Consider the following 12,534-nt stretch of genomic DNA (forward strand, 5'->3'; position numbering starts at 1 on the left):
ATGACGAGCCGCCTCACCAACACCCGCTCCGTGCGCGCCCCGCGCGGGACCGAGATCACCGCCAAGAGCTGGCTGACCGAAGCGCCCATGCGCATGCTGATGAACAACCTCGATGCCGAGGTGGCCGAGAACCCGGCCGAACTCGTCGTCTATGGCGGCATCGGCCGGGCGGCGCGCACGTGGAACGACTTCGACCGCATCACCGCCGCGCTGCGCGACCTCGAAGCGGACGAGACGCTGCTCGTCCAGTCCGGCAAGCCGGTCGGCATCTTCCGCACCCACGCCGACGCGCCGCGGGTGCTGATCGCCAACTCCAACATCGTCCCGCACTGGGCCAATTGGGCGCATTTCAACGAGCTCGACCGCAAGGGGCTCATGATGTACGGCCAGATGACGGCCGGATCGTGGATCTATATCGGCGCCCAGGGCATCGTTCAGGGCACCTACGAGACCTTCGTGGAGGCCGGCCGCCAGCACTATGGCGGTGACCTCAAAGGCAAGTGGATCCTCACCGGCGGCCTCGGCGGCATGGGCGGCGCGCAGCCTCTGGCCGCCGTCATGGCCGGTGCCTGCTGCCTCGCCGTCGAGTGTGACGAAAGCCGGGCCGACTTCCGCATCCGCACCCGCTATTGCGACGAGAAGACCCATTCGCTGGACGACGCGCTGGCGATGATCGACCGCTGGACCAAGGCCGGCGAGGCGAAATCCGTCGCCCTGATCGGCAACGCCGCCGACGTCTTCCCCGAGCTCGTCGCCCGCATGAAGGCCGGGACGCTCCCCAACGGCCGGCCCGACATCGTGACCGACCAGACCTCCGCCCACGACCCCGTCCACGGCTACCTGCCGCAGGGCTGGACCGTGGCCGAGTGGCGCGCCAAGCAAGAGAGCGACCCCGCCGCCGTGGAGGCCGCCGCCCGCGCCTCGATGAAGGTCCACGTCGCCGCAATGGTGGACTTCTGGAACGCCGGTGTGCCGACGCTCGATTACGGCAACAACATCCGCCAGGTCGCCAAGGAAGAGGGGCTGGACAACGCCTTCGCCTTCCCCGGCTTCGTCCCGGCCTATATCCGCCCGCTCTTCTGCCGCGGCGTCGGCCCGTTCCGCTGGGCCGCGCTGTCGGGCGATCCGGAGGACATCTACCGCACCGACGCCAAGGTGAAGGATCTGCTGCCGGACAACGCCCACCTCCACAATTGGCTGGACATGGCGCGCGAGCGGATCAGCTTCCAAGGGCTTCCGGCGCGCATCTGCTGGGTCGGTCTCGGCGACCGCCACCGCCTCGGCCTCGCCTTCAACGAGATGGTGGCGAGCGGCGAACTGAAGGCGCCCGTCGTCATCGGCCGCGACCACCTCGATTCCGGCTCCGTCGCCTCGCCCAACCGCGAGACCGAGGCGATGAAGGACGGTTCGGACGCGGTGTCCGACTGGCCGCTTCTGAACGCGCTCCTCAACACCGCGTCAGGCGCCACATGGGTCAGTCTGCACCACGGCGGCGGCGTCGGCATGGGCTTCTCGCAGCACGCTGGCATGGTCATCTGCGCCGACGGCACGGCCGATGCCGCCCGCCGGCTGGAGCGCGTCCTGTGGAACGACCCCGCGACCGGCGTCATGCGCCATGCGGACGCGGGCTACGAGGAGGCGCGCGACTGCGCCATCGCCAACGGCCTGCGCCTTCCGGGCATCCTCTAACCGGCGGGAACGGGGGGCTCAGGCCCCCTCGGGCCCCTCCGACACGATGACGAGGCAGCGCGCGTCCGCAGGAAGCGCCATCGCCTTCAGCGCGGCAAGGCCCGCCGCGCCCGACGGCGTGGTCGGGATGCCGTGGCGCGCCAAGTCCTCCGCCGCCTCCGCCGCGCCCGCGTCGCTCACCGTCACGAAGTCGCTCGCGTCCTCGCGCAGCGTCTCGAACGCCAGCAGCGAGGCGTCCTTGCAGTCGAGCCGGCCCATGGTGGAGACCGGCCCGGCCGCATGCACCAGGTGCCCCGCCGCCATGCTCAGCTTCAGGCACGGCGCGGCTTCCGGCTCCACCACGATGATCTCGGGCGTCCCGCCCCAGTTGAGGCGCACATGCCGCGCCACCGCCGCCGCCAATCCTCCGACGCCCGCCTGAAGCAGGATGTGCGTCGGCCACGCCTCCATTTCGGCGAACGCGGCGCGGCACTCCTCCGCCAGCACCGTGTAGCCCTCCATGATCAGCGCCGGACGCTCCACATTGCCTTCCCACGACCCGTCGGCCAGCAGGATCCAGCCGTTGCGCTTCGCCTCTGCCGTCGCCGCGGCGATGCTGGCCTCATAGTCGCCCGGAACGCGTATCACGTCCGCGCCCTTGGCGTGAATACGCTTGGCGAACGCCTCCGGCACCGTATCCGACAGGACGATGACCGAGCGCGCCCCGAACAGCCCCGCCCCCGCCGCCACCGACAGGCCGTGGTTGCCCGCGCTGGCGGTGATGAACGTCGTCCCCGCCGCCACATGCCGCGCGGCCGGCGAGAAGAGGTCGGTGGTGCCCGCCTCGCCGGCGATGATCTGCGCCACCGCATAGGCCCCGCCCAGCGCCTTGAAGCTGCCGAGCCGCATGCGCCGGCTCTCGTCTTTGACGAAGATGTGCGCGGCCCCGGTCTCGGCCGCCAGCGCGTCGACCCGGCGCAGCGGCGTCGGCGCATAGACCGGGCAGGCCGACAGCAGCGCAAGCGGGCGGTCGGCAGATGCAATGAACATGGCGCCATCCTCGGCGTTTCGGCCTATCGCTCCGTGACCGGCGGCCGGGCAAAGGCGGCCCGACCGGCCTGTCACGCCCGCCCAATATGGCCGACGGGCCGCACAAGTACATGGCGCGCCGTCCCGTTCCTCATTTTCAGGCCTTTCCACGGCGCCGACCTGCGGCCCATCATCCTTTAGCCCACCTTCATAAGTCTTTTCGTTTCGTTGAAAGCCTGCCGCCACCTCGCATGCTAGGTCAGCCGCCACATGACAACTTCGAGGGGAACACCGATGCGGCCGGACGCACGCCTCGGCGCCATCGCCAACATGTCGCTGGAACGGCGGGCATGGAACATCCGCCACAAGGCGCTTCGCATGGGTGAGGTGCAGGGCCAGGGCTATATCGGCCAGGCCCTCGGCATCGCCGACGTGCTCGCCGCCAGCTATTTCCACGCGCTGGACTACCGGCCCGAAGATCCCGAGTGGGAGGGCCGCGACCGCTTCCTCCTGTCGATCGGCCACTACGCCATCGCCCTCTACGCGGTGCTCATGGAGGCCGGCATCCTCCCCGAGGAGGAGCTCGAAACCTACGGCATGGACGACAGCCGCATGCCGATGTCCGGCATGGCCTCCTACACGCCGGGGATGGAGATCACCGGCGGCTCGCTGGGCCAGGGCCTCGGCATCGCGGTCGGCATGGCGATGGGGCTGAAGCGCAAGGGGAACGGCGCCTTCGTCTACAACCTCATGTCGGACGGCGAGCTCGGCGAAGGCTCCACCTGGGAGGCGGCGATGTCGGCCGTGCAGCACGGCCTCGGCAACCTCATCAACCTCGTAGATTTCAACGACCAGCAGGCGGACGGCAAGTCCACCGCGGCACTCGCCCGCGTGCCGGAAGAGGCCAAGTGGGTGGCCTTCGGCTGGCACACTCAGCGGGTCGACGGCAACGACATGGCCGCCGTCGTCGGCGCCTTGGACAGGGCTCGCGCCGCCTCCGGGGACCGGCCGCGCGTCATCATCTTCGACACGACGATGTGCAAGGGCGTCGATTTCCTGGAAACGCGCGAGATCACCCACTTCGTGCGCGTGGAGCCGGACGAATGGGCCAAGGCGCGCGCCGTGCTGGACGAGGGCATGCCGCAGTGACCCTCGCCTCGATGAAGCGCAAATACGAGCCGCGGACACCGGCCGCCCGCGGCGACGGGCTGACCACGTCCGCCATGATCGCCTCCCTGGCGGCGGAGGGCTACGACACCGTAGCCGCCCCCTTCGGCCACGCTCTGGTCGACCTCGCCCGCAAAAACGAGCGTATCGTCGGCCTCTCGGCGGACCTCTCGAAATATACCGACCTGCACGTTTTCGCGCAGGCGATGCCGGACCGGTTCTACCAGATGGGGATGGCCGAGCAGGTGCTGATCTCCGCCGCCGCCGGGCTGGCGCGCGAGGGATTCCTTCCGTTCGCCACCACCTATGCCGTGTTCGCCTCGCGCCGCGCCTACGACTTCATCGCCATGGCCGTCGCCGAGGAGAACCTGCCGGTCAAGATCGTCTGCGCCCTGCCCGGCCTGACGACCGGCTACGGCCCCAGCCACCAGGCCACCGAAGACCTCGCGATCTTCCGCGGCCTTCCCAACATGACGATCATCGACCCCTGCTGCGCCGACGATATCGCCGGCATGGTGCCCGCCATGGCCGCGCACGACGGGCCGGTCTACGCCCGCCTGCTGCGCGGCAAGGTCCCGCGCGTTCTGACGCGCCACAAGCCGGACTACAAGTTCCAGCTCGGCAAGGCGCAGCTCATCCGCGAAGGGGGTGACGTCCTCATCGTCTCCACCGGCTTCATGACCATGCGCGCGCTGGACGCGGCCGAGGCGCTCGCCGCCGACAAGGTGGACGCCGCCGTGCTGCACGTGCCGACCGTGAAGCCGCTCGACACCGCCACGATCCTCGCCGAAGCCGGCAAGGGCGGGCGGCTGGTGGTGACGGCCGAGAACCACAGCATCGTCGGTGGCCTCGGCGAGGCCGTTGCGGCGACCTTGATGCGCAGCGGTGTCACGCCGCGCTTCCGCATGATCGCGCTGCCCGACGCCTTCCTCGAAGCCGGCGCGCTGCCGACGCTGCACGACATGTACGGACTGTCCGTGGCCAAGGTCGCCGAGCGGATCCGCGGCTGGCTCTGAGCCGCCGCAGGATCCGCACGCACCGCCACATTCGACCCGCAACAACAGGAGCTTGGGCCATGGGCCTGCTTGATGGGAAAACCGCCGTCATCACGGGTGCCGCCTCACCCCGTGGTCTCGGCAAGGCGACGGCGAAGCTGTTCGCCGAACACGGCGCCACCGTCGCCATACTCGACCTCGACCAGGACGCGGCACAGGCGGCCGCCGCCGATCTCGGCAACTCCCACCGCGGCCTCGCCTGCGACGTGACGGACAAGGCCGCCTGCGAGGCCGCCATCGCCACGCTTCATCAGGCCTGGGGACGGATCGACATTCTCGTCAACAACGCCGGCATCACCCAGCCCTTGAAGCTGATGGAGATCGCCCCCGAGAACTACGACGCGGTGCTCGACGTGAACCTGCGCGGCACGCTCTACATGTCGCAGTCTGCCGTTCCGTTCATGCGCGCCCGCCGGTCCGGCGCGGTGGTGAACCTGTCGTCGGTATCCGCCCAGCGCGGCGGCGGCATCTTCGGCGGGCCGCATTATTCGGCGGCGAAGGCGGGCATCCTCGGCCTGACGAAGGCGATGGCGCGCGAGCTGGCGCCGGACCGGGTGCGCGTCAACGCCATCTGCCCCGGCTTCATCGCCACCGACATCACAAGCGGCAAGCTGACCGACGCGATGAAGGCCGACATCCTCGCCGGCATCCCCATGGGCCGCGTCGGCGAGGCGGCGGACGTCGCCGGGTGCGCACTCTTCCTGGCCTCCGACCTCTCGGCCTATTGCACCGGAACCGAGGTCGATGTGAACGGCGGCTCGCTGATCCACTGAGCCACACGGCGCGTCAGTCGGGCGGCTCGACGAGGGGCTGCGTGACGCCTTGGAGCGTGACGGCCGGTGGTTCGGCCTGCTTGAAGGCGCAGCCCCGGCGCATCAGCAGCGCCCGCACCGTCGCCTCGTGCGCCGCGCACGCCTCGCCGATCCACGCCGCGAACCGTTTGACGATGCGCCGCGCATGGTGCCGCGGCGGGCACACCAGCCAATAGGCCGGGTATTGCACTGCGCCGAAGACGGGTGCGAAGGGCACCAGCTCGCCACGCTCCAGCTCGCCGAGGCACAGGTTGGCGCTGTCGAGGGCGATGCCGCCGCTCTGTTTGGCCATCTCGATCGACATGGACGAGCGGTCGAACAGGAAGGGGTAGGAGAGATCGCCGATGGCGATCCCGTTGCCCGCCAGCCAGATGTCCCAGCGGTAGAGCGACTTCACGCTGTCGATCAGCCGGGCATGGGCGAGCTGCTCCACGGGGTCGGCCGAAACGTCGCGAAGCCGCGCCAGATAGTCCGGGCTGCACAGGGGAAGCACGATGTCCCCCATGATCGGCGTGACGGAGAGGCCGGTCCAGTCGCCGTGACCGTAGCGCAGGTCGAAGTCGGTCGCCTCGGTGTCGAAATTGGTGAAGTCGGGCGTGGCGTCGATGCGGATGGCCCATTCGGCGTTGTCGGCCGAAAAGGCGGCGATGCGCGGCCCCAGCCAGCGCACGCCGAAGCTCGGCGTCACCCGCACGGTGAGGCTGCGCATGTGCCGCTGGCGCAGGATAGCGCTTCTCGCATTGCGCAACGCGCCGAAGGCTTGCGTCGTCGTTCGGAACAGGCGGTCACCGTCCGCGGTGAGGACGAGGCGGCGTTTCTCGCGCCGGAAGAGGCGGACGCCGAACTGTGTTTCGAGCGTCTTGAGCTGCTGGCTGACGGCGGAGGGCGAGACCGCCAGCTCGTGCGCCGCTAGGGTGACGGAGCCGAGCCGCGCCACCGCCTCGAAATGGTGCATGGCCTTGAGGTTGATGTCGTGCATCGCCGCCCCGCCTGCGCACCGTTCAGTTCAGCTACACGTTGAGTTTAGCTGATGCGATGCTGGCGGCCAAGCGACCGACCGCGCGGGTGTTGAGTTGAGCTTAACGGCCTCTTGAGGAAGGCTAATGAGGTCAGTCGCAGTCGTCGTGGTGGCGCGTCTCGGTCGCGCGGCAGCCGTAGCCGAGCCGGCGGAACAGGCTGACGCGCAGCGCGAAGGTATGACCCATGCGCGTCTTGGTGGAGAGCACCGGGGTGTTGAGGGAGACGTCCGTCGTCGCCTCGCGCTTCAGGATGTAGACGCCGGACGCGACGATGACGGCGACGCCGACATAGGTCTGCCAGGCCGGCCACTCGCCGAACAGGAGGGCGCCGAAGAGGATGCCCCAGATCATCTGCGAATATTGCATCGGCGCGACGAGGATGGCCGAGCCCCGCGCATAGGCCGAGACCATCAGCGTCATGCCGCAGAGGATGAGGACGGCGGTGAGGCCGAAGGCGGCGAGGTGGATCAGCTCCACGTCGACGTAGACGAAGGGGAGCGCGAAGGCGGTGACGGTGAGGTTGGTGAGCATCGGGTAGAGGACCATGACGACGACCTGCTCGTCGTTGGAGATCTTGCGCACGATGACGGCGTTGAGGGCCGCGGCGAAGGCGGCGCAGAGCGCGGCGACGTGGCCGCCGCTGATCGGGCTCGCCCCAGGCCGCAGCACGATGAGAACGCCGATGAGGCCGACGAGGACGGCGAGGCCGCGGCGCAGGCGGATGCGCTCCCCCAGCAGCGGCACGGCGAAGAGGGTGATGAGGAGCGGCGTGGCGAAGATGAAGGAGTAGGCTTCGGACAGCGGCAGAACCGCGAAGGCGTAGAAGGCGCAGCAGGCCGACAGCGTGCCGCTGACGCTGCGCAGCGCGACCCACCACGGGTGCACAGGGCGCAGGCTCTTGGGGGACGGATCGCCGATCAGGTAGAGCGTGATGACCGGGAAGCCGAGCAGCGCGCTGAAGAAGACGATCTGGATCGACGAGAAGGTGCCGCCGAGTTCTTTTACGATGACGTCGTGGGTGGAGTAGATCGCGTAGGCGGCGAGGCCGAGGAGCGCGGCGGCGCTGTCTTTCATGTCGTCCCGGTCCTTCGCTGGCGCACCTTTTCAGCCATGCGTCCGGGTGCGCGCCGTGTCCACCCGGTGGGGGGTGGATCGGCTGGGTTTGTTCCCCGCTAAGCGCGCCGGGGCGGAGCCGATGCAACACCGGAGGCGGGTGCCGCCGGTGGCCGGGGGTGGGGGCGCCGGGCAGAACCGGCGCGCCCTGTTGCTGTGGTCAGAGGTGCGCCGCCTCGTGGGCGATCGCGGCGGGCATCCCCTCGGCCAGCATTCGGGCGAGGCGCGACGTGACCGCGGCGCGGAAGTCCGCGCTGGCGGCGAGGTCGGCCGGAACAAGGCCGGGGAGCGCCAGGACGTGAGCGGCGATGCCTGCCGCGTCGCCCGACGGCGCGGCGAGGGCGGCCTCGCGCGGGTCGCGCAGGGCGTAGGCCTCTCCGTTGTCGTGGCGGCCCAGCGTGTAACGGAGCCAGGCGGCGGCGGCGAAGGCGAAGGCGTCCAGCGGTTGGCCGCGCCGCAGCGCCTCGGCGGCGGGAGCGAAGATGCGCTGCGGCATCTTCTCGGTCCCGTCCATGGCGATCTGATAGGTCTGGTGCGCCAGATGCGGGTTGGCGAACCGCGCCAGAAGCTCCTCCGCGTAGGCCGCGAGATCGACACCGGGGACCGGCGGCAAGATGGCCGCAGCGGCGCCGAGATGACGGCGGATCAGCGCGGTGAGGCCCGCGTCCTGCATCACGTCGCGCACGAAGGCGTGGCCGGCGAGGAAGCCGGAATAGGCCAGCATCGAATGCGCGCCGTTCAGCATCCGAAGCTTCATGTCCTCGTAGGGGCCGACGTCGGCGACGAAGATGGCGCCCGCCGCCTCCCAGGCCGGGCGGCCGGTGGGGAAGGTGTCCTCGATCACCCATTGGGTGAACGCTTCGGTCTCCACCGCGGCGGCGTCGTGCCGGCCGGTCAGCTCCTCAGCCAGCGCCAAGGTGGCCTCGGTGCGGGCGGGGGTGATGCGGTCGACCATGGTGGACGGGAAGGCGACCTCGGCGGCGATGAAGTCCGCCAGATCCGGCGCGGCGCGGCGGGCGAAGTCCACCAAGAGGCCCCGTACGACGCGGCCGTTGTGGGGGAGATTGTCGCAGCACAGGACGGTGAAGGGCGGCACACCGGCGGCGCGGCGGCGGCCGAGCGCCCAGACGAGAAGCCCCGCTACGCCGACGGGCGCGTCCGGCGCGGAGAGGTCGGCGGCGATGGCGGGGTGGGAGGGGTCCACCCCGCCGCTCGCCCGGTCGACGCCATAGCCCTTCTCGGTGACGGTGAGGCTGACGATGCGGGTCGACGGCGCCACGAGGGCGGCGAGCACCCGCTCACGGTCCGTCTTCAGCGCCAGCGCGGCGGCGAGCGCACCGACGATGCGGGCGCGGGTGCCCGCGGCACTGCGCTCGACGAGGGTGTAGAGACCGTTCTGCGGCGTCAGCTCCTCGGCGACGCTGGTCGAGCGCAGGCTGACGCCGGCGATGGCCCAATCGCCACCGGAGGCGGCCAGCGCATCGTCCGTCGCCACCGCCTGGTGCGCCTTGTGGAAGGCGCCGAGGCCGAGGTGGACGATGCCGACACCGTGCGCCGCGCGGTCGTACCCCGGCACGGCGACGGACGCGGGAAGGCCCGCGGCGGAGGTGAGCCGGGCCGTCATGCCGAAATGCGCGGCTGAAGCGCGCGCATCACGCCGCGCAGCTCGGCAAGGCCCTTCAGGCGGCCGATGGACGGGTAGCCCGGCTGCGCGCGGCGGCCGAGATCGTCCAGAATGTCCTGGCCGTGGTCGGGGCGGAAGGGGATCGACCAGTCGGCCCGGCCCGCCTTCTTGCGGCGCGCTTCTTCGGTCAGCACCGCCTCGATCAGCGCCACCATGTCGGTGTCGCCGCCGAGATGCTCGGCCTCGTAGAAGGAGCCGCGCATCGCAGGTGTTTCGCGCTTCACGTTGCGCAGGTGCAGGAAGTGAACACGGTCGCCGAGGCGTTCCATCATGCCCGGCAGGTCGTTGTCCGGCCGCGCGCCGAGCGAGCCGGAGCACAGCGTGATGCCGTTGGCGGGGCTCGGCACAGCGTCCATCACCGCCTTGTAGTGCGCCTCGGTGGACATGACGCGCGGCAGGCCGAGCAGCGGGAAGGGCGGATCGTCCGGGTGGCAGCAGAGGCGCAGGCCCAGCTCCTCGGCGGTCGGCACCACCTCGGCGAGGAAGTCGACCAGGTGGGCGCGCAGCGTCTCCTCCGGCATCGTCGCATATTCGGCGAGGTGGCCGCGCACGTCCTCCAGCGACATGGTCTCGGCCGCGCCCGGCAGGCCGAAGACCACGTTGCCTGTGAGCTGTTCGCGCGCCTCGTCCGACATGCCCGCGAAGCGTTCGGCGGCGGCGGCCTTCAGGTCGTCGTCGTAGTCGTCCACCGCGGCGGGGCGCTGGAGGATGTGGAGGTCGAACGCGGCGAAGTCGGTCAGGTCGAAGCGCATGCAGGTGGCGCCGGAGGGCAGGCGCCATGCGAGGTCGGTGCGCGTCCAGTCCAGCACCGGCATGAAATTGTAGCAGATCGTCTCGATGCCGGCTGCGGCGAGGTGGTGCATCGACTGCCGGTAGGCTTCGATGTGGGCGCGCCAGTCGCCCTGCTGCTTCTTGATGTCCTCGGAGACGGGCAGGCTCTCCACCACGTCCCAGGCGAGGCCGGAGGGCGCGCCGTCCACCATGGTGCCGATCTCGCGCTGGCGCTGGGCGATCTCCTCGGGGGTCCAGACGGTGCCGGTGGGGACGTGGTGCAGCGCGGAGACGACGCCCTCCACACCGGCCTGCAACACATCGTCGATGGACACGCGGTCGCGCGGCCCGAACCAGCGCCATGTCTGCTTCATCGTGAACTCCCGTTTGGCTCGGCGTCGTCTTACCAGCTATGCATCGTTGCCGACTAGTATGGAAGTATGGTAACGCCCGCCTCGTCTTGAGGAGAGGCGATGCTCGCCGACATTGGACCCTTCTGGGCGCTGGACCCCGCACTGCCGATCTCGCCGCAGATCCACCGGATCTTGCGCGAACGGGTGATCCTTGGGGACTTGCCGCCCGGCGATAAATTGTCCGAGACCGAAACCGCGGCGCACTACAAGGTGAGCCGCCAGCCGGTGCGTGAGGCGTTCATCAAGCTCGCCGAAGAAGGGTTGATGGAGATCCGCCCGCAGCGCGGGTCGATCGTCACCAAGATCGCCGTGACCGCGGTGCACGATGCGCGCTTCCTGCGCGAGGCGGTGGAGGCGGACATCGTGCGTCTCGTCGCCAGCCGCGCCGATCCCGCCCTGGTGCGCGAATTGCGGCAGCAGATCGGCCTGCAGCGCGAGGTGGCGGCGAGTGCGCCTGCGCGCTTCATCCATCTCGACGAGACGTTTCACCGCACCCTGGCGGAGGGTGCGGGAAAAGGCGGCGCCTGGCGCGTGATCCAGGGCCTGAAGGCGCAGATGGACCGGGTGCGCTATCTTGCCCTCGGCCAGTTTCCGCTGAACCGCCTTATTCATCAACACATTGCCATCGTCGATCAGATCGAGCGCGGCGATGTGGCGGGCGCGGAGGGGGCGATCCGCACCCATCTGCGCGAAGTGCTTCGGGACCTGCCGGAGATACTCCGCAGCCACCCGGAACTGTTCGACGGCGTGCCGGACGGGGCGTTCCCCGAGCCGGTCAATGCGCCCTATTCTGGAGGAGGAAATCCATGACGTTCAACACGACCCTGAAGAGCCTCGCCGCGGCGCTCGTCGCCGCCACGATGCTGACCGGCCCCGCGCTCGCGCAGGAGAAGACGCTCCAGCTCGGCCACCTCGCCAACGAGGACAACCCTTGGCACAAGGCATCGCTGAAGTTCGCCGAAGAGCTGTCGAGCCTGACCGACGGGCGGATCACCGTCGAGGTGTTCCCGAACGAGTCGCTGGGCAAGGAAATCGACCTCATCAACGGCATGCAGCTCGGCACCGTCGACATGACGATCACCGGCGAGTCGCTGCAGAACTGGGCGCCGATGGCCGCCCTTCTCGCCGTGCCCTACGCCTACCGCTCGATCGAGCACATGGACGAGGTGGCGAGCGGCGAGATCGGTGACGCAATCGAAGCGGAGATCATCGAGCGGGCGCAGATCCGGCCGATCGCCTATTTCGCCCGCGGCCCGCGCGAGCTGACGTCCAACCGCCCGATCACCACGCCGGCCGATCTGCAGGGCCTGAAGATGCGCGTTCCCAACGTGCCGCTCTTCGTGGACGTGTGGTCGGCGCTGGGCGCGCAGCCGGGCCCGATGGCGTTCTCCGAAGTGTTCACCTCGCTGCAGAACGGCACGATCGAGGCGCAGGAGAACCCGCTCGCCCTCATCCGCTCGGCGAGCTTCAACGAGGTGCAGAGCCACGTGAATCTGACGGACCACGTCCGCTCGTGGATCTACCTGACCATCTCCGAGCTGACCTGGAGCCAGTTGTCCGAGGAAGACCAGGCGGCGGTGATGGAAGCGGCGTCGCGCGCGCAGGAATATGAGCGCGGCCTGTTCGAGCAGTCGCTGGCCGACGACCGGGCCTACCTGGAAGAGCACGGCATGACCTTCGTCGAGGTCGACGGTGCGGCTTTCCAGGCGGCGGCGAAGGACGCGGTCCTCGCCAACGTCAACGACGAGATCAAGCCGATCGTCGAGCAGCTCTTCGGCGAATAAGACGGCCACCGCGCCGTGA

At 69.6% G+C, this 12,534-nt stretch carries 11 protein-coding genes; 6 read left to right on the forward strand and 5 right to left on the reverse strand.

All coding sequences use genetic code 11. The features are described from left to right. Nucleotides 1-1,689, forward strand: coding sequence for a urocanate hydratase (gene hutU / locus BIX52_RS07910; RefSeq protein WP_075220491.1), 1,689 nt, complete (start codon nt 1-3; stop codon nt 1,687-1,689). An 18-nt stretch (nt 1,690-1,707) separates the two neighbouring features. Here the strand turns inward: hutU and BIX52_RS07915 are convergent, their stop codons facing one another. Further along, nucleotides 1,708-2,718 (reverse strand): diaminopropionate ammonia-lyase, encoded by a 1,011-nt coding sequence (locus BIX52_RS07915; RefSeq protein ID WP_075220492.1) that lies wholly within the window; start codon nt 2,716-2,718, stop codon nt 1,708-1,710. A 273-nt stretch (nt 2,719-2,991) separates the two neighbouring features. Between BIX52_RS07915 and BIX52_RS07920 the strand changes: the two genes are divergently transcribed. Genes BIX52_RS07920 through BIX52_RS07930 form a run of 3 tightly spaced genes read left to right on the forward strand, consistent with a single transcriptional unit; the run spans nt 2,992 to nt 5,692 of the window. After that, nucleotides 2,992-3,846, forward strand: a complete 855-nt coding sequence (locus BIX52_RS07920) for a transketolase (RefSeq protein ID WP_075220493.1) — start codon at nt 2,992-2,994, stop codon at nt 3,844-3,846. Between the two features lie 11 nt (nt 3,847-3,857). Next, the gene (locus BIX52_RS07925) at nt 3,858-4,880 is read left to right on the forward strand and encodes a transketolase family protein (protein WP_075220770.1); all 1,023 of its coding nucleotides are present in this window, start codon (nt 3,858-3,860) and stop codon (nt 4,878-4,880) included. Nucleotides 4,881-4,939: 59 nt separating this feature from the next. Continuing rightward, nucleotides 4,940-5,692: an SDR family NAD(P)-dependent oxidoreductase gene (locus BIX52_RS07930; RefSeq protein WP_075220494.1), complete on the forward strand. Its 753-nt coding sequence runs from the start codon at nt 4,940-4,942 to the stop codon at nt 5,690-5,692. Between the two features lie 13 nt (nt 5,693-5,705). Here BIX52_RS07930 and BIX52_RS07935 read toward each other — a convergent pair whose 3' ends face one another. The 4 genes from BIX52_RS07935 to uxuA all read right to left on the reverse strand — a co-directional run bounded on the left by BIX52_RS07935 (nt 5,706) and on the right by uxuA (nt 10,692). Beyond that, nucleotides 5,706-6,710 carry a LysR family transcriptional regulator gene (locus BIX52_RS07935; RefSeq protein ID WP_075220495.1) on the reverse strand — a complete coding sequence of 335 codons (1,005 nt, stop codon included), beginning with the start codon at nt 6,708-6,710 and terminating at the stop codon, nt 5,706-5,708. 130 nt (nt 6,711-6,840) lie between these two features. Further along, nucleotides 6,841-7,824: a DMT family transporter gene (locus tag BIX52_RS07940; protein WP_075220496.1), complete on the reverse strand. Its 984-nt coding sequence runs from the start codon at nt 7,822-7,824 to the stop codon at nt 6,841-6,843. Between the two features lie 199 nt (nt 7,825-8,023). Beyond that, entirely contained in the window at nt 8,024-9,487 is a 1,464-nt protein-coding gene (locus tag BIX52_RS07945; protein WP_075220497.1) for a mannitol dehydrogenase family protein, read from the reverse strand. Further along, nucleotides 9,484-10,692, reverse strand: a complete 1,209-nt coding sequence (uxuA, locus tag BIX52_RS07950; protein WP_075220498.1) for a mannonate dehydratase — start codon at nt 10,690-10,692, stop codon at nt 9,484-9,486. Before uxuA ends, BIX52_RS07945 begins: the two co-directional genes overlap by 4 nt. Nucleotides 10,693-10,791: 99 nt before the next feature. Here uxuA and BIX52_RS07955 point away from each other — a divergent pair, with 99 nt between their 5' ends. After that, a complete protein-coding gene (locus BIX52_RS07955) occupies nt 10,792-11,541 on the forward strand; it encodes a GntR family transcriptional regulator (protein ID WP_075220499.1) in 750 nt (249 codons plus the stop codon). After that, on the forward strand, nt 11,538-12,515 hold the full coding sequence (locus BIX52_RS07960; RefSeq protein WP_075220500.1) for a TRAP transporter substrate-binding protein: 978 nt from the start codon (nt 11,538-11,540) through the stop codon (nt 12,513-12,515). The genes BIX52_RS07955 and BIX52_RS07960 overlap by 4 nt, the downstream gene beginning before the upstream one ends. Nucleotides 12,516-12,534: the final 19 nt, after the last annotated feature.

Origin of the sequence: Acuticoccus yangtzensis, from assembly GCF_001927245.1 — a bacterium.
GTDB lineage: Bacteria > Pseudomonadota > Alphaproteobacteria > Rhizobiales > Amorphaceae > Acuticoccus > Acuticoccus yangtzensis.

What these genes read in the sequence shown, in the direction of transcription:
- BIX52_RS07935 (WP_075220495.1), bottom strand. Translation starts at nt 6,710, where the DNA reads ATGCACGACATCAACCTCAAGGCCATGCACCATTTCGAGGCGGTGGCG.
- uxuA (WP_075220498.1), bottom strand. Translation starts at nt 10,692, where the DNA reads ATGAAGCAGACATGGCGCTGGTTCGGGCCGCGCGACCGCGTGTCCATC.
- BIX52_RS07955 (WP_075220499.1), top strand. Translation starts at nt 10,792, where the DNA reads ATGCTCGCCGACATTGGACCCTTCTGGGCGCTGGACCCCGCACTGCCG.
- BIX52_RS07960 (WP_075220500.1), top strand. Translation starts at nt 11,538, where the DNA reads ATGACGTTCAACACGACCCTGAAGAGCCTCGCCGCGGCGCTCGTCGCC.
- BIX52_RS07915 (WP_075220492.1), bottom strand. Translation starts at nt 2,718, where the DNA reads ATGTTCATTGCATCTGCCGACCGCCCGCTTGCGCTGCTGTCGGCCTGC.
- BIX52_RS07930 (WP_075220494.1), top strand. Translation starts at nt 4,940, where the DNA reads ATGGGCCTGCTTGATGGGAAAACCGCCGTCATCACGGGTGCCGCCTCA.
- BIX52_RS07925 (WP_075220770.1), top strand. Translation starts at nt 3,858, where the DNA reads ATGAAGCGCAAATACGAGCCGCGGACACCGGCCGCCCGCGGCGACGGG.
- BIX52_RS07920 (WP_075220493.1), top strand. Translation starts at nt 2,992, where the DNA reads ATGCGGCCGGACGCACGCCTCGGCGCCATCGCCAACATGTCGCTGGAA.
- BIX52_RS07945 (WP_075220497.1), bottom strand. Translation starts at nt 9,487, where the DNA reads ATGACGGCCCGGCTCACCTCCGCCGCGGGCCTTCCCGCGTCCGTCGCC.
- BIX52_RS07940 (WP_075220496.1), bottom strand. Translation starts at nt 7,824, where the DNA reads ATGAAAGACAGCGCCGCCGCGCTCCTCGGCCTCGCCGCCTACGCGATC.
- hutU (WP_075220491.1), top strand. Translation starts at nt 1, where the DNA reads ATGACGAGCCGCCTCACCAACACCCGCTCCGTGCGCGCCCCGCGCGGG.